We start from the raw sequence: 18,341 nt of genomic DNA, 5'->3' as shown, positions 1-18,341 counted from the left end.
CACGTCGGCCAACGAGAAGTCCCTCCCTCAACTCTAAACTCTCACCTCTCAACTCCCTGATCGTACATCACCCGAGCGCAGCCCAGTCCGCCCCCCGTTCCCCGTTCCCCCCATGCCCTGTCACAATTTTGATCTTCCCACGTCGCGCCGTCACTTCCTCCGCTCCGCCGGGTGCGGCTTCGGCGCGGTGGCGCTGGCCGCGCTGTTGCAGCAGCCGGTGTTCGGTACGACCGGCGCGCTCGCCCCGGCGGCGAAGCAGCTGCCCCGCAAGGCAGGCAAGGCAAAGAACGTCATCTTCCTTTTCATGGAAGGCGGGCCGAGTCATCTCGACACCTTCGACTACAAGCCGCTGCTCAACGAGCTCTCGGGCCAGAAACTGCCGCCGAGTTTCAAGGAGCCGATTCTGGCGATGGGCGAGCAGGGCAATCCCATTCTCGGCTCGAAGCGCGCGTGGAAACAGCATGGGCAGAGCGGGCTCTGGGTTTCGGATTGGTTTCCGCACGTGGCAACGCACGCGGACGACCTCGCGGTGATCAAGTCGTGCGTGTCAGACGGCATCAATCACGCCGGGGGCGTTTGCCAGATGAACACGGGATCCGTCTTCGGCGGCCGGCCTTCGCTCGGGGCGTGGGTGTCGTACGGCATCGGCACGGAAAATCAGAACCTGCCCGGCTTCGTCGTGATCAAGGACAGTGAGAAGGAGGTCATCAACGGCCCGCGCAACTGGGGCACGGGCTTCATGCCCGCGGTGCATCAGGGCGTGGAGTTCAGTCCCGACGGCGTGCCCATCCGCAATTTGGATACACCCAAGGGCGTCACGGCCGCGCGGCAGCGGGCGAAACTCGATCTCCTCGGCGAGCTCAACACGCGGCACGCCGCGACGCGGGCGGACAACACTGAGCTCGAGGCCCGCATCCGCAGCTACGAACTCGCGTACCAGATGCAGGCCACGGCTCCGGGCGTCGTTGACCTGCGGCAGGAAACCGCGGCGACGAAGGAACTGTACGGCCTCGATCAGAAGGAGACGTCGGTCTTCGGCCGCAACTGCCTGCTCGCTCGCCGGCTGGTCGAGAACGGCGTGCGCTTCGTGCAATTGTACAGCGGCGCCGGCAGTGCGTGGGACAGCCACACCGAGCTGGAGACGAATCACACCCGGCTCTGCCGGTCCGTTGACAAACCGATCGCGGGGCTACTCACCGATCTCAAGGCGCGCGGCCTGCTCGACGAGACGCTCGTGATCTGGGGCGGCGAATTCGGCCGCACGCCAATGAGCGAACAGAAGGGCGGCCGCGATCACAACCCGACCGGCTTCACGATGTGGATGGCCGGTGGTGGCGTGCGCGGCGGACAGAGCATCGGCGCCACCGACGACCTCGGTCTGTACGCCGTGCAGGACAAGCTGCACGTCCACGATCTCCACGCCACCATCCTGCACCTCCTCGGTATGGACCACACCAAGGTCATCTATCCGCACCAGGGCCGCCCCGAGCGCATCGATCAGAACGAAGGCCGCGCATACACGAAGATCACCGCGTAAGGGGTCAGGCTGTTGCACGTTGCAGGCCGGCCTTCGTTCAGACCCGACATTGCCGCGGGGAAAAAGTGACCCGCAGCGGCGCCACCCCGGCCGCCTGCTCCGTCACTCCCGTTTCACAAACGGAGCGACTTCGGCGCGGCACGCGGTGACTTCCGCCAGGAAGTCCGGGTTCTTGCGCAGCTCCACAATGAAGGCCTCCGCAATCATCCAGCCTCCGACCAGATCGCTCGGAAAGTGCACGCCGCCATGCACCCGCCCCCAAGCGGCGCGATGGGCGAAATCAAACAGCGCCGTCCGCTTCTCTGGAAAAATCTCCGCGAGCACGCCCGCGCGGGCGAAGAGCGAGGCGGTGTGTCCGCTGGGGTAGGAATCGTTTGACGGCTTGCCCACGCAAGGCGTTACCCGCGGATCCACCACCCACGGACGAGCCCGCGCAAACAGTTTCTTCGCCACCTCCGTCACCTCGTGCCGATCCTCGTCCACCGCCCGCATGAGCACCGTCGTCTTCGGCAAATTCTCGCGCGTAAACCAGGCGCCGATTATATCGCCGAAAAGGAATGCGTCATTCTTGTCCACCCGCTTCGCCCACGCGATCTGCTCCGGTGTGCGCCATGCCTGCGCCTGCAGCACCGCCTCGAGATCCGCGCGGCCGGCCAGCGTGCCGGGCGCCGGCGGCGCGGGCAGCACTTGGGCGCAATCCACCGCCGTCGGTTTGACGAAATGCGTGACGAACGCCGCCTTCGTCGGTGCCATGCTGACGCCCGTCGCCGTCGGGTCAGCCGCCCACGCGGGGCAGCAAGCGAGCAGGCCGAGAGCGGCAGAAAGTGCGAACCACGAGCGCTGATTGAGGATCATAACGAGGCCCAGCCTCAGCGCATCGATTAGGCCCGGTCGAGCCGAGATTGAATTGACCTGGTGTCCTCACCGGGGCACGCCCCGCAGGCGCAACCGCCGGGTCGTCCAAATGGGTCACATGCGGCGAAGCTCGCCCACGGTCCTCGGCCCCGTTTACTCCCACCCAATGCCCCCGACCACGATCACCCTAAACAACGGACTACCCATGCCCCTCCTCGGACTCGGCGTATGGCAGGTCAACAGTGACAACGAAGCCGAACGCGTCGTGCGCATGGCCATCGACGCCGGTTACCGCAGCATCGACACGGCGAAGATCTATGGCAACGAGCGCGGCGTCGGCAACGCGATCCGCGCGTGCGGCGTGCCGCGCGATCAGCTCTTCATCACCACGAAGGTGTGGAACGACGACATCCGGCGTGACACCGTGGCTCCGGCATTCGAGGAGAGCCTGAAACGACTCCGCCTCGACTATGTCGATCTCTACCTGGTGCACTGGGCAATACCCGGGAAAATCACGTCAACCTGGCGCGCGATGGAAGCCCTCCAACGCTCCGGCCGCGTCAAATCCATCGGCGTCAGCAATCACCTGCGTCCCCATCTCGACGACCTGCTGCCCAACGCGGAGATCGTGCCAGCCGTCAACCAGATCGAGCTGCATCCGTATCTCCAGAGCCGTGCTCTCGTCGATTACTGCCGCGCCAAAAAAATCCAAGTCGAAGCCTGGAGTCCGTTGATGAAGGGGCGGGACTTGTTGAACGATCCGCTGCTCGTCGCGATCGCCCGCGCCCACGCCCGGACCGCCGCCCAAATCGTCCTGCGCTGGGAGGTCCAAAGCGAGATCGTCACGATTCCGAAGTCAGTGCACCGGGAACGCATCCTCGAGAACGCCGCGATCTTCGACTTCGCCCTGACGGATGCCGAGATGGCCCAGATCGACGCGCTTGACCGCCACGCCCGTATCGGCGCCGATCCGCTGCATGTCGCGTTTTAAGCGCGCCCCGATCCCTTCGCTCCGTCCCCTTGCAACATGCAACAGCCTGACCCCGTTCGCCGCGGACTTCGCAACGCGAAACAGCCTGACCCCGTTCGCCCCGCGCCGCATGAGGGAGTGTACGCCCGGATCGGTCCGTCACGCATTCATGGCGTGGGCGTGCGGGCGATCCGCGCAATTCCCGCCCGGGCTCTCGTGTTCCAGGGCGAGAGCCCGCAGGTCGCGTGGGTGTCGCGGGCCGCGGTGCGACGGCTCCCCAAGGCCATTCGCGCGCTGTACGAGGACTTCGGCATGGTGTCGGGCAACCTGCTGGGGGTTCCACCCAACCTGAACCGGCTGTCCGTCGGGTGGTACATCAACCACTCCCCCCGCCCCAACGTCGTCGCCGGTGACGACGGACGCTTTCGTACGCTGCGTCGGATACGCAGAGGCGAGGAACTCACCGCCGACTACCGGACCTACGTCGATGAACCGCTCCCGTTCCGACCGAAGTCTGCGCGGCAATCCGTCCCGCGGAGTGCTCGCCTCGCCCGGAATTCATCCTCCCCGGCGTCACATCACGTCGGATACTCCCACCCCTTGCGATAGGCGCGGCGCAACAGCTGGTTTGCCTCGGGATCGCCCACGATCACTTCTTTGGCGCCGTCCCATTCGACACTGCGGCCAAGCTTCAGACTGATCATGCCCAGCAGCGAACAGTTCGTCGAACGATGGCCCTCCTCGATGTCGGCGATCGGCCGGCGTCCCGTTTTAATCGCGTCGAGAAAGTCCGCCCAGAGCTCGCGGATGTTCTGATCGTCCGGCTTGTTGAGCTTCGCGTCCTCGTGCAGCACCGGCAATTTGTCGTCCGCCGGATGAAACGTCCAGCCGCCGCGCCAGCCCAGGCGGAACACGCCCTTGGTGCCGTAGAAGTAGCAACCAACGCCCTCGCCCTTGTCCACCGGGTTGCCGGCAAACGCGCGCGACTCCCAGGCGACGGAAAATTTCTCGAACTCGAAGTTCACCAACTGGTGGTCGGGGGCGTCGGTGGTCTGTTCATTCGGCGTCAACACCGGTGGTCCCTTGATCGGGCGGCCGCCGGTGGAAAACACCCGCTTCGGCCACTTCTCGCCCGTGATCCAGAGGATCTGATCGAACCAGTGAATGCCCCAGTCGCCGAGCGTGCCGTTCGCGTAGTCGAGATACTGACGAAAACCGCGCGGGTGAATGCCACGGTTGTTCGTCGTGCCGTTGAACGGCCGCAATGGCGCGGGTCCGCACCAGGCATCCCAATCCAACCCGGCGGGAACCGGCTGCGTGGCCAGCGGCTGCTCCGGGCCGCTGCCTCCGGAATTGACGAAGCAGCGCATCATGCCGATCTGGCCGACCTTGCCGGAGCGGATGAATTCCCGCGCCGAAATCGAATGCGGTGAGGTGCGGCGATGCGTGCCAACTTGGATCACTCGGCCGGCGCGCCGCGCCGCGCGCAACATCGCCTGCCCCTCGCCGATGGTGTGCGCGATCGGTTTCTCCACGTAAACATGCGCGCCCGCGTTCACCGCCGCAATCGTCGGCAACGCGTGCCAGTGATCGGGCGTGGCCACGATCACGATCTCCAGCTTTTCCTTCGCCAGCAGCTCGCGGTAGTCGCGGTAGCGCCGCGGCGTGTCGCGGGTGACGTTGCCCACCTTCTCCGCCGTCGCGGCGATCTGCCGGTCATCGACATCGCACAGGCCCACCACCTCGCACTGACCGCTCGCCATCGCCTCGCCGAGAATATTGCCGCCCCACCAGCCGCAACCGACGATCGCCGTACGATACTTCCGGCCCGATTTTTCGGCGCCAAAGGACGGGATCGAAAACGCCGCGAGTGATCCCGCGGCCGCGGTGGAGTGGAGAAACGTACGGCGGTTCATGGGGTGCCGGCAGTGTGAACGCACGCCGCGCTGCAGCGCAATGCCGCGCCGGCGGAAAGTGGCCCGGCCTCAGCGCGACGCGACCATGGTACGCGAGCCAGCATAGCGCGCCAAATCCGCCCGCCACGCCGCCCCACGCCAGCACGGAGGCCCAGGCGGCTGCGCCGTCCGAACTCGACGACGCGCCGCACATCTCCGCACCGCCCACTCCGAGCGTTGCGCCCAGACCACCGTAGGCGAGCAGGCAAAGCCCGCACTTGGGCGTGAACGCGAGCATCACCGCCGGCCACCACCAGCGCGCCCAACGGGGGACAGGATCAGCGCGCTGCGACAGCTTCGGCGGACGGTTCATAGCGGTCATGATAACGCACCCAGCTCATCGTCTGCTCCGGGTCCTCGTTGCGCCCCTGCGGCACCAAATCGAGCAACGCGTACGTTCCGATCAACGGCTCGAGCCCGCGTCCATAGGTTGAATACGAGTGATACACGTCACCGGCCGCATCGCGGGCAAAGACGCTCAACCCCGGCGCCTCCTCCAGCGGAAAATCCATCAGGTCGTAATTGTAACGCACTTTGCCCTGCGCCAGTTCGGCCGGGGTGAACGAGACCTGGTAGTCGTGATTGAATTCGCTGCCGTGGGATGACACCCAGGAAAACGTCCAGCCCATCCGCGCCTTGAACGGCGCCAGTTCAGCGAGCGGCGCGCGCGAAACCGCGGCAAACGCCACGTCCCGCGCCCGCAGGTGCACCACGGCCGGCGCGAGATGATCCGACACAAAGGAGCAGCTCTTGCAGCCCTCCTCCCAGCCCGGACCGAACATGAAGTGATAGACGACGAGCTGACTGCGACCGTCGAATAACTCCACAAGCGAAACCCGGCCGCCCGGCGACTCGAAGAGATAAGTCTCGTTTACTTTCACCCACGGCAGCGCGCGGCGTCGTGCAGCGAGGCGATCGCGCGCCTGGGTGTGGTTTTTTTCCTCGAGCAGCAGTTCGCGGCGGGCAGTGAGCCAGTGTTCACGGGAGACGATGGCTGGTTGGGCACGGTGTTCTTTTTTCATGGGAGGTGGGATTTATGTACGACGATTGGCCAAACGGATTCAGGACGAGGGACACAATTAACGGGCCGGCGCCGGGGATAAGCGAAGGCCAACCGACCGCACGCAGGCAGGAGCTGACCGCCACTCGCTCGCGCTCGCAGCCACGCGGCCAGCACTCGAGGCGGAGCGGACGCGCGGGATCAGCGCAACGACGGATCCGCGGGGCCAGTCGGCAGCGGGCAGGAGACTCTGCATGCCGCTACGTTTAAGTAGCGGCTTAATTAAGCAAGGACTAAGTTTAGTCCGTCACCTTGCTCGCGACGACCCGGGCGCGGACGGCGCCTTCCCGTTCGCCAAGTGGCCGAGGCCTAGAAACGCACGCTGGCGCTCAGGGTGTAGTTACGGGGCGTGAGGAAATAGAGATTCGACGGCGTCGCCACGCGCGCCGGCGAACTGAGATTGCCGCCGACGGGACGTTGCACCGTGCCGACGTAGAGGGGCGCGCTGTAGTCGAGGACGTTGTCGATCTTGAAGTCCAGCTGGAGCGTGTAGCCGGCGGTCAGCTTGAAGTTTTTGCCGAACACCAGCGTGCCGGTCGTGTAACCGTGCATGTAAACGGGATCGAGCGCGCCGACGCTGGGATCGTCGATCGCATTGGTCGGTGACGCCGGATCCACGACCGTGTCGCCGCCGCGATAACTGATCGCCTGGCGGCCACGATAATTGGCGCCGGCGCCGACCTTGAAACCCTTGAGCCGGCCCTCACGGAAGGAATAGTCCGCGAAGATGTTTCCCGTCAGCAACGGCAGCCGCGTCACCAACTGCGAGCCGCCGACAACATTGGCGCGAATGGTCTGCAGGCTGTTCCACGCACTGGCGACGCCGTTGGCGTCGGGGGAGCGAATCGTCGTGGGCACAGCCAGGTTGACGGCCGCGATCTGAGTGCGGGAATCGATCTGCACGCTCGTGTCCGCCGCGATCTGGCGCAGCACCGGCTCGTTCCGCGCGTAGAATCCGGCGAAGTCAGCCGCGACGTTGCTCTGATACGTACGCGGGCGCGCGCCGTTCACCGTGAGCCGAAGGGCGCGGGTGGGATTGGCCACGACTTCGAACTCATAGCCTTCATTGTTCGAGTCGCGCGTATCGAAGAAACGCGGCACCGGCGTGAGCCCGCGGAGATTGCCGAGCCCCGCGGCGGGCGCAGGACCCGTGGCGGGAGTCGGACTCGCGGTCGCGAAGGTATTGAGGTTGGCCTGGGCCGTGGAACTGAAGTCGAAGACCTGGCCCGTCTGCCGGCCGCGATAATAACCGAGCGTCGCCGAGAGTTTGCCGTTCGCCAGCGTCTGCCGCAGGCCCGCGCTCCACTCCGCGGCCACCTGCGGGCCGTAGTAAGAACCATAGATGTTCTGGCGCGCGGCACTGGGATTGAACGTCGTCGAGTAATTATAGAACAGGCCGAGCTCGCGCATCACGTAAGCCAGTCCCCCGACGGTGAAGGTGGTCTTCTTCACGTTCACCTCCGGCGGCGCGTAATCGTCCTGGAAACGATCGTTCGCATACTGGGGCTGGGCCACGAGGCCCGTGCGCGGGCGGGACGAGGCCGGCACCGCACTGCCCGTGGGAACGCCTGCGGCCGTCTTGGGCGTGTAGCTGAGCGTGCCGTAATCAGCCGGTGCATCTGGACGGTAATAGTACGTCAGTCCGTCCCAGTCGGCCGGATACTCGCCGGGCACGCGCGAGAACCGGCTGTAGGCGACATACTGGTCGTTACGGGCGGCGCCCAGCAGGTGGATGCGACCCTTGAACAACGTGCCCTTCAATGCCGCCTGAAACGTGTCGAGTTTGGTGTAGTTGATCGCCGGGACGACGGTCGTGCCGCCGATGTCCTTCACCCAGCCCGTCTGATACGTGGTGCCATTGTAATTCACCGACGGCACTTCCGGCGTCGGCAGGTCCGGCTTGTCCCAGTAGTAACGATAGTAAACGACGTCGGTGTAGGCCGGCGTCACCCAGGTGCGCGGATCGGTGCTGCGCTTCGCGGTGAAGACCGTCGGATCACTGACCGAGTTGCTGTTGCTGTGCTGCCACGCTGTGTTGACGCTGAAGTCGCCCAGCCGCGTGTTCTTGAGCACGTAGGCGAGCGCGGCGCGGGTGCTCTCGGTTTGCGCGCCCACGCGGATGCGCAGCCGGTAGCCCTGGCTGTACGGCTGCAGGAACTCGGGGTTGGCCGAGCCGTCGGGCAGGTTGCGGTTGATGTCGATGTACACCTGGGGCAGGCCGCGGCTGTTGATGTACTCGGTCGTGCGTCGCTCCCGCGAATAGTTGTGATCGAGGCTCGCGAAGAGGTGCTCGCCGATCCGCTGGTTGAGGAAAACGGAGAACGCGCGCGCGGGCTGGACGAACGAGGGATTGTTCGATGACACCGCGAATTCACGGCCTGGATACCGGAAGCGCGAGCCGGCGATCGCGCGGTCGAAACGCGTGCCCGGGAGATTCAGGGCCTCGTTGAACGGGTTGCCCGCGATGTTCGCGCTGGGCCCGACCGCCAGCTGGCCGCCGACGGGGACGGACGCGTTGGCGTTGCCACCGAGCGTCTGACCGGTGCGCGAGAGATCGAGCGTGCCGTTGAAGGCGGGAGCGTAGACGAAGAACGGCGTCGTGGCGTTGCCCCACTGGCTGTAACCCTTCGCGGTGGCGTCGGACGGCAGGCCGGTCGTCGGCACCCGGGCGTCGAGCACCGTGACGCCGTCCCAGCCGGTAAAGCGATCCGTGAACGTCATGAACGGATTATTGCGCCGCACGTCGGCGACCTCGCCCTGCAGGCGGAGCTGCGTCGTGGACGTGACATTGACGGTGGCAGCCAGGGTCGCGCCGCGCTTGCGCTCCATGTCGAATTTACGCCAGCCACCGCGATCGGCATAGAGGAGATCGAGGCGCAGCGCCACGCGCCGGTTCAGCGCGATATTCGAGTCGAGCGTGAAGCGCTGGTTGGCCCACGAGCCGTACGACAGCCGCACTTCGTTGAAACTCTTGTCGGTGCGGGCGGTGCGGGAGACGGCGTTGATCGTGCCGCTGAAGTCGCCGTTGCCAAAGAGGACGGCGTTGGGCCCGCGCGCGTAGTCAATGCGCTCGAGGTTGTAGCTGTCGTAGTTCACCGCGAAGGGAAAGAAGTCGCGCTGCGTCGCCGCACTGGAGCCGCCGCGGAAGGAAATCTGCGTGGCCGCGCCAAAGATCTCCGTCGCGCCGTTGTCGCGCACGTCCGCGACATTGACCGTCCACTTGCTCGCTTCGGTGACGCTGTCGAGGCCAAGCGCGTCGATGAACTCGCGCGTCTGCACCGAATACGCCACCGGCGTGTCCTTCAGGTCACCGGCGAGCCGACCGCCCGCAAGCGACGACGCGGCCACAAAGCCGGCATCGCGTCCGGTGGAAATCACGAACGGACTCAGCACCAGCGCCTCGTCCTGCGCCACCGCGTTCGTTGCTGGAGCAGCGACGGTTTGGGCCACGAGCCCGGCCGGCGTAAGTCCGGGAAACATCAGGGCGGCGACGACACGAAAGGTCCGCGGTGCGAAACGGAACGAGAGAAAGGTCACGGGGAAGCCGAGGGTTGAAGCGTTGGGCAAGCAGCGGCCGGAATGGCCGATCCGGAAGGATGTGAGTTTCCCTCCGCTGCTTCACGCTCAAAAAGCGCCGCAACCAAGCGCAGCAACCTCGCAACCCTCACCCACTTTTCAGAATGAATAACTGCCGGACCAAATCTCCTTCTTGATGCTGGTGTCGATCGACAAATCGGACACATCCTCGGCGAGTTCGTTGATCATCTGGTCATACTTATCGCTAAACGGATTGTAATTGTACTCCGCCTTCGCGGTGAACGTGCTGCCGCGCCGGGCCGACGCCTCGAAGCTCAGTTCGCCCGAATATCCATTGGGCTCGGAAAGGCTCACCTGCGCGCCCGCACTCACGTCACTGGTCAGGCCGCCACCCGGGGTGTAGCCAATCTCCGCGCCGGCGTGGACATTCGCGGGCCCGAGCTCGAGTTTGAGCTCACTCGTGCCCGTGACGGAATAGTCGGTGACTACTCCCTTGCCGTCGATCGCGATGGATCCGTTGACGGCGAGCGTGGCGCTTGCGGTCACCGGTCCGTCCTTCACCTTCGCGCCGAGGCCAATGCCACCGCTGCGCGTGGTCGCGCCGGTGAAGGCATTTTCCGTGAACGTGAAATTCACCTTCGGTGCATACGTGCCGGGAAAATCGGCGCCGAGCGTCACGGTCGTGCGGGCGCAGGAAATCCGGCCGCTCAGGAGCGGAATGCCCGGGATGTTCAAGTCGGTCCCGTACGCATCGATCCGCTCAAACAGCGGCGACGACTCGGGGAGCACGCCGGCCTTGAAGCGCAGCTTGGCTTCGTTTTCGCGGGCCCGGCGCGCCTCCGCGATCACATCGAGGGCCTGCTGCTCCTGCTCCGCCTGTGCGCGCAGCGAACCGACGTCGCAGTGGCAGTCCCAATCCTCCCGGTACTCATATGATCCAAAGGCGGACAACACGTTCACGAGCCCCTGGTACACGCCGTAGTGAAGCATTTGCGCGAAATCGCGCTGCTTCCGCGCCCGCACCGCCGGATCGGAGATCAGCGCGATGTGCCGGAACACATCGTAGTAGAAACGCTCGGCGCGCGGGGCGATCTTCCGCTCGTAGGTCGTCGCCGCCACCTGCGTGGCCTGTTTCCAGGCAAAGTCGACCGCGTCATTGTACTGCGGGAGAAACGTGACGTGGATGTTGTGTTCGCGGAGACGCCACTCCGCGGAGTACACGTTCTGGCCGGAGCGGGCGGCGGCCGCACGCTGCTCCTGGAAGGTCTTCATCACGGCTTCCTCCTGCTCGCGGATGCCGGCGACTTTCTGCGCGTGCAGTTCGGCAATCTCGGTCAGCGACTCGCGCGCGCGAGCGTTCACGCTGAAAAAATACGCGTTATAGGCGTGCAGCTTCTTGCCGAGCATGGAGGCGTTATACTGCTGGATCATCACGTCCATCGGGTTGGCGTACCGCCACGGCTTGAGCTGGAAAACCGCGAGCATCGGATCGGAGGCGGCGCCCATCTTCAGCAGCGTATCCACTTTTCCGGTCGCAAGCTCCCGCTGGGCCTGTTGCGCCTGCAGCTTCATTTGCGCAACGCGACTCTTCAGCTGCTCCACGCCTTTCACCGTGCCCTTGACCTCGTGGTGGCGATACTTCTCCGGGTGCGCGAACACGTCGTTCATGTCGACGTTGAGCTGCACGGTCAGGCCCAGTCGCGCGAGAAACTCCTCCTGCTGCTGCATCATGCGGCCCATGAGCACGAGGCTGTAGGCGCCGACTTTCTCCGCGAAATCGCCGAGGGCCTGGATCCCGGCCGGTTGATTGATCGCCTTCACGGTCGAGAACGGCGTAAGCCCGTCGATCTCGGGGGCGCGGTAACTGCCCTTGGCGGGCAGGTTGTTGACGAACGCGCGCATGCGGTTGCGTTCGCTTTGATCCATTTGCGCGACGAAGTCCGCCGCCGTGAGGAACTCCTGCTGATCGAGTTTCTTCAGCACGGCGTCGATCTCGGCTTCCGGCGACTCGGGCGAGAGTCCCGAGGCCTCCATGGTCTCCGCCAGATGCTTCGAACCCTTGGCCATGGTGGCATGGATCGAGGACGGCGACAGGCGCGCGTTGCGAACGACGGCCCGGGCGAGATCCTTTTTCCCCTGCAGTTCGTAGCAACCCGCCAGCGCCACCGCGGCGTCCCACGAGTTCGGCGCCAGCTGCATCGCCGCCAACAGCAACGGTCGCGCCTGTTCCGGGGCCTGCCGATCAACGTGCAGATTGCCGAGCGCGATCAGCACGCCGAGACTGCGGGGCGTCCACTTTCCCGCCTCCACGCTCGCGGCGAGCGCATAGCGGTACACGACGGCGGCGTCGGTGCGAAACGGCTGGAGCCGGGCAGCGTCTCCGCGATCGGGATACAGTCGCTCCCCGCTCGTCACAATCGCCGCGGCGGCGTTGCCGGCGCCGAGCGCACTCCCGGGATCCAGCGCAAACACGGCGGCGGCGTACGCGACCAGGAAGCGCGGGCGGGCGAGGTGCGTGACGGCGTAGGCGACGGAATACGACGCCCGGCGCGCGCGCTCACGATCCGCCGGCGTCACGGTCCGCTCGGCCGCGCTGAAGTCCGGCGACCACGTGACGCCCGTCTGGTAGGCAGCGGCGGCGTCGGGCTCCAGCGCGGCCCTGCTCTCCTGAAACCGGCGTTCCACGATCGCGAGAGCGTCGGCCCGCAGCTGCCGAAACTCCGCCGACCCCGGTGCCGGCAGATTCGAAATCGGCCCGATGGTGCGCAGATCGGCGAGGAGCTTCTGGCCGTTCGCCTCCGCCTGCAGCCGCGCCTCCTCGAAATCGAACGAGTCCGGCGTTCCTTCGGCGAGCGGCTTGAACGTCATCTCCGCCCCGGGCGGCAGCACCGGCAACGGCACGAGCGGCTGCTGGCCGTAAACCGCCACAACCGTCGCAGTCAGCAACGCGCGCACCGTGAGCAGGACGATGCAGCGGGGAATCCAGCGGACAGAGAGAGGCGAGGAGGCAGCACGAAGGTTCATGGCAGGACGAAGCGGCGCAAAGGACAGCATTGAGCCGACGACCTTACCGCAGCGCGCGCGGCGTCACCATTCGCCGAACGGCCATGGGCCAGTCGGCCCGCCGGCACCGCAACGGAACGAGACGTCCGTCTGGGCCGGATACAATCGGACGTTCCGCCTACGCGAAATGCGTGCCGCCCATCGGCGGCATCGTGTCCACCGTCGAGCGCCGGGCGGGGGCCGGGCGCGGCACCTGAAATGCGTGCCGGTAGTGAAAGCCTTCGTTGTCCTCACTGCCTTCCGGCGCGCGCCGGAGAGCGACGATCGTGATCACGGTGCCCAGACCAAACATCACCGGCACCGCCAGCGAGAGGAGAGCTTGGATCAGTTGCATGGCCATACTCTGCCACATCGGCACGGATCGCGCCATTCGCTCCTCTACGATTAACGCATGGGTAGAAGTGGAACCCGCTTTTACACGCTTTTGCCACGGTCGCGCACGCGCGATGCGCGCGACTCTGAACCCGCGGCACCGGGCCAGGAAAGGCGCGTTTACAAGGTGCTTGTAGCACGTGGCCTCCGGGATAAAGCTCCACCCGTCGGACAAGCGGGGGCGACGGTCCTCCTCCCGCTCCCGTTCCTCCGCAGCCTTCTTCAACTGTCCACTCCCATGCCTTCCAAAATCAGTGTCGTCTCCATTGGTCCCAAAGTCTGCCGGCCGTTCGTGCTCGAAATCATGGTTTTCAGCCCGGAGTCAGGCTACAAGTTCAAGGTCAACGTGGAGCGATCGTGCACGCCGGAGGCGGACGCGATGTGGAAGCTGGTGTTCGATTTGTTTCAGCTGAAACCGGATCAGGAGGTGCCGCTCGTGCACGTGTCGTTCACCGCCGGTTCCCCGGTGGAGGAAAAGGCCATTCAGCAAATGGTCTCCAACGGCGTGACCTCGAAGCAGGCCGACGTCCTCGTGAAGCGCGTCTTTCCCGCGGCCAAAGAGCTCAAGCCCGGCAAGCCTCCGACCGCCACGCAAAAGACCACGCTGAAGAAAGCGATGGCGGACGTGGTCAATGTCGAACTCTGATCCGCTCGGTGCGGCCACGTTCGGCGCAGCAACTGATACACTGCGTCACCCCCTGCGATTGCTGTCGGCGTGGGCGCTCGCGCTGCTGCCGCTGACCCCCGCGGCGCAGCCTGTTTCCCTCGAGACGGGCAGCGAGCGGCCGACTGCCACCGTGCCGTCATCGACCACGGCCACGTCGCCCTTCGGTCGCCAGGTGGTGGCGATCGCGTTTCGGCCCGCCACGCTGCGGCCCGCCGAGTTGTCGCTCAAGGTCGGCCAGCGCCTGACGTCCGAAAACCTGAACGCGGCAATGCGGGAACTTGCCAGCCATCTCACCCGCCATGCCGAGCTCGCCGCGGCTGCGTCCGGTGGCAGCGCGATGAGCGCCACCTACGTCGACGCGCAATTCGAACTCGATCCCGTCGGTAGTACCCAGGGCGATACGGTCGCGGTCACGCTCCGACCGCTCCACGTCTTCCTGCCGCTCGACGACCCGGGTGCGCGCATCCTGCCGATCGCGCGAGGTCTCACCGCCGCTTCCGCGCAACGCAAAGGGCCGCCGCCGCTGCTGCCGGCACGGCTGACGTTTGCCAGCGATCGCACGCTGGGTCCGACCATCGGATCATCCTGGCAGTTCAATCCGGCATCGGTCGTCGACCGAAACTCGCCCGCGCGCTTCCTGCGCTTCCGGGCCGGCGGGATGAAGTCGCTCGATTCGTCGTTGTACGCCGGTGACGCCGCGATGCGGGGCGTGCGCGACTGGCAGACGGGACTGCTCCGCCAGGTGTCCGCCGGTATCGAAGCCAGTGCGGCCCGCGAGCCTCGTGGCGAGTCACGTTATGATTCCGCCACCTGGAGCGGCACGAGCGGAGTCGCGCTGGCGTTCAACGCCAACACCCGGCTGCTCGCCGACGCCCGCTTCGCCTCGGTGCGCCACCGCTTCATCGCGCCCGCGACGAACACGCCGTGGTCCGTCACGCACGAACTTGGCGGCCGCGCGGTGTTTGAAACCATCCCGCCGCGCTGGCTCGGATTTTTTCGCGCCGCGGTATGGCAGGACACGCTCTCCGCCGGTCCCGCCGGCACGGCGCAGCGCCTATCGGCCCGCGCCGGTTACGCGCGGGAAATCGCCGTAGGCGTGAACCAGAGCGCGGGCCTCGAACTCATCGCCGGCGCCGGTCAGACGTGGGGCAACCTCGCGCAGCCGCGGCGCTTTTTCGCCGGCGGCGGCCAGGGCCAGTTTCTCTATGAGAGCGCCGGCGGCCCGACGCTCGCGACGATGCCGGACGGACCGCTGCTCCGCAGTCTCGGCAAGGCGCAAGGCAGCCTCCGGTCCAAGCCCGGCACCGCGATCGGCGGCACGAGCTACTGGCATCTCAATCTCAACGTCGCGCTGCCCATTCCGCCGTGGTCGCGCCCGCTCATTCCCAACGAAGCCACCGACCTGCCCGGCCCCGATGGCACGCCGCTGACGTTGAAACAACTGCTCCGCACGCAAATCGCGCAGACCGGACCGAATCTGCTGCAATCGACGCTCGAAACGAAAGACGGGCTCTCGCCGGACGAAGCCCGCCGGCAGGCAGCGCAGGTCTTCGACCAGATCCGGCCGGCCGCTCACTTCGTCATCGATCAGGCGAATATTTTCGCCGTGAAACCGCTGCTGCTGATCGACGCCGCGGGCCTGGCCGCGTCACCGCAACACGCCTCGTGGCTGGCCGCAGGCGCCGGCGTGCAGCTCACAATCGTCACGGCAAAGTTCGAACTGGGCTACATGCGCACGCTCAGCGGTCCCACCTACGGATCACAGGGCAACGTCTTCGCCCGCCTCGGCTTCGAGCGCCTGTTCTGAGCGCGGTCGTTTCGGGCGGTGTTCCGCGCGTGGCGGGCCGGCCACTCGCTGGCGCTCGTAGCCACGTTGCACTTACCTCACGAACTGATCGGCCCCGCGTCACCGTCGCTCGACGGCAAAGCGCAGTGACACCCGGCCGCGCAGCGCCGAGAGATCAACCGTACCTTGTGCGTCGGTCGGGATCGTTACATCGCCCGCACGCGCCCCGCGCACGCGCCAGCCGTCGGGCACGCGCACGCGCAGCAACGTCCGTGGCGCGGGATTGCGCTCCGGCAAGCTGACGTCGGCGAGCACTTCCCCGCGCTGCAGTTGCGACCGCAACGTGACCGCCACCTCGCCAAACGGCGTCGGCATGCGCTCCGCGCGGATCGTCTTGCCGTCCTCGAGCCAGCGTCGCGACGTGCCGAACATCAGTCGCAGCGTGTCGGGCCGGCCGTCGTCATCGCCATCGAGATCCTGCACGAGCAACCCGCGCAGCATCGCCAGCACGTGCGCGCTGGCGGTGCTGTTCGGCGGACAATAAAAAATCCGGCCCTCGGCGTCCACCGGCTCGAGCGTGCAGCCCTCGCCGCCGACAAACGTGTTGCGCGTCAGGCCCTGCGCGAGCGTGCCATAGAAGCTCACCAGCGCCCGCTCGGGTTCATCCCGGCGGAGGCTGTCGAGGGCGTAGCGCGTGCCGTAGAGCGGATTCACGCGCTGGTCATTGGTCCAGAAATTGAACTGCGCGCCGCCCGATCGGACCAGGCCGAGAAAGATGCCGCCGTTCCGTTCCTGGTAATGCGGGATCCAGTTCTCCTGCTCGCTGCCGGGCGGAAAGATCCCGCTGCCGAGCGTGTAGCCGATGATGATGTTCCAGTAGGAACCGATCCGTGAATGCAGGATCGGATCGTGCGCCGGCTCGCCGCCATCGAGTGCGATCGGCACGAACGGCGGCGTGGTGGTGCGCACCGCGCTTTGCTCGACGGCCTGCAGCACGACGCGACGAAACGCCGCGGCCTCGGTGGTGTAGTGGCGGGCCGTGTCGTCACCGCCCATCTCCGCCAGCATCGCCCCGAGATCGCGCAGCGCGCGCCAGGCCTTGGCGTTGGCGTTGAGACTCTGCACCAGCGTGTGGATGTCGCCGCAATATTGCTCCGGCGGATACAGGCCGTTGGCGCCGGTGCGACCGCGGTCGAGGCGTGCAGCCTCCTTTTCCCAGCGCGGCCGCAGGGCCTGCACCGCGGTGGCGTCGCGCGTCTGCCAGTAGGTGCGAATCACGTTGTTCAGCTTGAACGAGGCCTGGTGCTGCTCGAGTCCTTTGCGCGTGAAATCAAGGATCGGTTCGATCAACCGCCGTGCCTCCGCGGCAAAGCCCCAATCCAGCAGTGCCATGACGGCGTCGCTGCCTTCGCCGGCGTAAATGCGATCGTACTGGTTCCCCGTGCTGTACCGCAGCTGCCCTTCGGCGATGAGCTGGAAGTTCTGGCACAGCGCGTTCCGCCACGCGTTGTTTACCAGCGGCTCAGGCACCTCCACCTGCGCGCCGCGCCCCACCCACTCGCGCCACGTCGCCGCACACGCCGCGCGCTGTTCGATATAGCCCGCAGGCGAAACCGAGAGCGGTGTCTCGCGGGCCAGCGGCACCGTCGGCACCGCGAGCGTCACCGCGCCGCCCGGCCGGAGTCGTGCCACCATCCGGCCGCGCTCGCGTTTCCAACTGGCATCAAAGATCGCCCGCACGCGGCCGCCGGCATCGATCAACCGGCCCTGCTCTAACGTCACCGGACCGTCCGCATCGACGTCGACCGCGACGAAGCCGTTGGTGCCCTGCGCGAGATCGAAGCGCACAAACACCACGCCGTGGGCGGCGAGGTCCGGCGCGGTGCTGGCAAACGCCTCGAGCCGGTAAATTTCCGGCGGCAGCTCGCGTTTTTCCTGATTGAGCGGGACCCGACCCTCCGATTGCACGGGCGACCGATGACTGTAACGGATCTCCGCGATCGGCATCCAGCCCTCGGCGAGCGTCGGCTCGCTGACGCGATCGCGCAACGATCCGAACAAAAATTCGTCCGGCCCGACGCGAAACGTCACGGGCACGCCCACGTCGTTCCAACTCCGCGCGCCGCCGCGATGATTGAGTCCGCGTCCGTCGGAAATCAGCCGCGCCTTCGCCTTTGCCTCTGGCGCGCAGAGGATGATGGGATAGTGGCGAAAGTCCGCGTTGACGTAACGCGGCGGCGGCAGCAGCGGCGCCATGAACTCGTAACTCGCGCCATTCGGCTGGGCCATCGCGGCCTCGCCCCACACATCGCGCCGCGCCGCCATGGCTTCATCAAGCGAGGGCAACGGGGCAGTCGCGGCGACCGCTCCGGTAAGGGCCATGAGGCCGGCGGTGACAAACGCCCGAAACCCGGCGCCGAAAGCCGTTCGGGCGCGCCTGATTTCCCCTGGGACCGCGGGCGCCCCCGCCCGCTGCTGACCGATCGCGGACGAGGGCGTCCGCGCTCCCAGAAGTCCGATCGCGTTCATAACCGAAAGA

General features: G+C 66.1%; 12 protein-coding genes. 5 read left to right on the top strand and 7 right to left on the bottom strand.

All coding sequences use genetic code 11. The annotated features are described in order from the left end of the window. Nucleotides 1-112 precede the first annotated feature (112 nt). Nucleotides 113-1,537, top strand: coding sequence for a DUF1501 domain-containing protein (locus ACLJEU_RS06390; RefSeq protein WP_414663661.1), 1,425 nt, complete (start codon nt 113-115; stop codon nt 1,535-1,537). A 102-nt stretch (nt 1,538-1,639) separates the two neighbouring features. On the opposite strand, the gene ACLJEU_RS06385 is transcribed toward ACLJEU_RS06390, so the two are convergent. After that, nucleotides 1,640-2,392, bottom strand: coding sequence for a phosphatase PAP2 family protein (locus ACLJEU_RS06385; protein ID WP_414663660.1), 753 nt, complete (start codon nt 2,390-2,392; stop codon nt 1,640-1,642). 166 nt (nt 2,393-2,558) lie between these two features. On the opposite strand from ACLJEU_RS06385, the gene ACLJEU_RS06380 reads away from it, so the two are divergent. Continuing rightward, the gene (locus ACLJEU_RS06380; RefSeq protein WP_414663659.1) at nt 2,559-3,383 is read left to right on the top strand and encodes an aldo/keto reductase; all 825 of its coding nucleotides are present in this window, start codon (nt 2,559-2,561) and stop codon (nt 3,381-3,383) included. Between the two features lie 36 nt (nt 3,384-3,419). After that, a complete protein-coding gene (locus tag ACLJEU_RS06375) occupies nt 3,420-3,971 on the top strand; it encodes an SET domain-containing protein-lysine N-methyltransferase (RefSeq protein ID WP_414663658.1) in 552 nt (183 codons plus the stop codon). Here the strand turns inward: ACLJEU_RS06375 and ACLJEU_RS06370 are convergent. The 5 genes from ACLJEU_RS06370 to ACLJEU_RS06350 form a co-directional block, all read right to left on the bottom strand. Further along, nucleotides 3,941-5,278: a Gfo/Idh/MocA family protein gene (locus tag ACLJEU_RS06370; RefSeq protein WP_414663657.1), complete on the bottom strand. Its 1,338-nt coding sequence runs from the start codon at nt 5,276-5,278 to the stop codon at nt 3,941-3,943. The genes ACLJEU_RS06375 and ACLJEU_RS06370 overlap by 31 nt on opposite strands. A 317-nt stretch (nt 5,279-5,595) precedes the next feature. Next, a complete protein-coding gene (locus tag ACLJEU_RS06365) occupies nt 5,596-6,339 on the bottom strand; it encodes a DUF899 domain-containing protein (protein WP_414663656.1) in 744 nt (247 codons plus the stop codon). A gap of 347 nt (nt 6,340-6,686) precedes the next feature. Beyond that, nucleotides 6,687-9,914: a TonB-dependent receptor plug domain-containing protein gene (locus ACLJEU_RS06360; RefSeq protein WP_414663655.1), complete on the bottom strand. Its 3,228-nt coding sequence runs from the start codon at nt 9,912-9,914 to the stop codon at nt 6,687-6,689. A 138-nt stretch (nt 9,915-10,052) separates the two neighbouring features. Then, nucleotides 10,053-12,938 (bottom strand): hypothetical protein, encoded by a 2,886-nt coding sequence (locus ACLJEU_RS06355; RefSeq protein ID WP_414663654.1) that lies wholly within the window; start codon nt 12,936-12,938, stop codon nt 10,053-10,055. Between the two features lie 157 nt (nt 12,939-13,095). After that, a complete protein-coding gene (locus tag ACLJEU_RS06350) occupies nt 13,096-13,311 on the bottom strand; it encodes a hypothetical protein (protein ID WP_414663653.1) in 216 nt (71 codons plus the stop codon). Nucleotides 13,312-13,587: 276 nt separating this feature from the next. Between ACLJEU_RS06350 and ACLJEU_RS06345 the strand changes: the two genes are divergently transcribed. Then, entirely contained in the window at nt 13,588-13,995 is a 408-nt protein-coding gene (locus ACLJEU_RS06345; RefSeq protein WP_414663652.1) for a hypothetical protein, read from the top strand. Then, entirely contained in the window at nt 13,982-15,823 is a 1,842-nt protein-coding gene (locus ACLJEU_RS06340) for a hypothetical protein (RefSeq protein ID WP_414663651.1), read from the top strand. Before ACLJEU_RS06345 ends, ACLJEU_RS06340 begins: the two co-directional genes overlap by 14 nt. A 99-nt stretch (nt 15,824-15,922) precedes the next feature. Here the strand turns inward: ACLJEU_RS06340 and ACLJEU_RS06335 are convergent, their stop codons facing one another. Next, entirely contained in the window at nt 15,923-18,184 is a 2,262-nt protein-coding gene (locus ACLJEU_RS06335; protein WP_414663650.1) for a hypothetical protein, read from the bottom strand. Nucleotides 18,185-18,341: the final 157 nt, after the last annotated feature.

This window comes from Terrisphaera buseokensis, from assembly GCF_047521145.2.
Taxonomy (GTDB): domain Bacteria; phylum Verrucomicrobiota; class Verrucomicrobiia; order Opitutales; family Opitutaceae; genus ER46.
The sequence above is the reverse complement of the archived record's forward strand: the minus strand, read 5'-3'. Positions and strand labels throughout refer to the sequence as shown.

Bases quoted from the DNA above. Each gene is read 5' to 3' on its own strand.
- ACLJEU_RS06390 (WP_414663661.1), top strand. From the start codon at position 113: ATGCCCTGTCACAATTTTGATCTTCCCACGTCGCGCCGTCACTTCCTC.
- ACLJEU_RS06385 (WP_414663660.1), bottom strand. From the start codon at position 2,392: ATGATCCTCAATCAGCGCTCGTGGTTCGCACTTTCTGCCGCTCTCGGC.
- ACLJEU_RS06380 (WP_414663659.1), top strand. From the start codon at position 2,559: ATGCCCCCGACCACGATCACCCTAAACAACGGACTACCCATGCCCCTC.
- ACLJEU_RS06375 (WP_414663658.1), top strand. From the start codon at position 3,420: ATGCAACAGCCTGACCCCGTTCGCCGCGGACTTCGCAACGCGAAACAG.
- ACLJEU_RS06370 (WP_414663657.1), bottom strand. From the start codon at position 5,278: ATGAACCGCCGTACGTTTCTCCACTCCACCGCGGCCGCGGGATCACTC.
- ACLJEU_RS06365 (WP_414663656.1), bottom strand. From the start codon at position 6,339: ATGAAAAAAGAACACCGTGCCCAACCAGCCATCGTCTCCCGTGAACAC.
- ACLJEU_RS06355 (WP_414663654.1), bottom strand. From the start codon at position 12,938: ATGAACCTTCGTGCTGCCTCCTCGCCTCTCTCTGTCCGCTGGATTCCC.
- ACLJEU_RS06350 (WP_414663653.1), bottom strand. From the start codon at position 13,311: ATGCAACTGATCCAAGCTCTCCTCTCGCTGGCGGTGCCGGTGATGTTT.
- ACLJEU_RS06345 (WP_414663652.1), top strand. From the start codon at position 13,588: ATGCCTTCCAAAATCAGTGTCGTCTCCATTGGTCCCAAAGTCTGCCGG.
- ACLJEU_RS06340 (WP_414663651.1), top strand. From the start codon at position 13,982: ATGTCGAACTCTGATCCGCTCGGTGCGGCCACGTTCGGCGCAGCAACT.
- ACLJEU_RS06335 (WP_414663650.1), bottom strand. From the start codon at position 18,184: ATGGCCCTTACCGGAGCGGTCGCCGCGACTGCCCCGTTGCCCTCGCTT.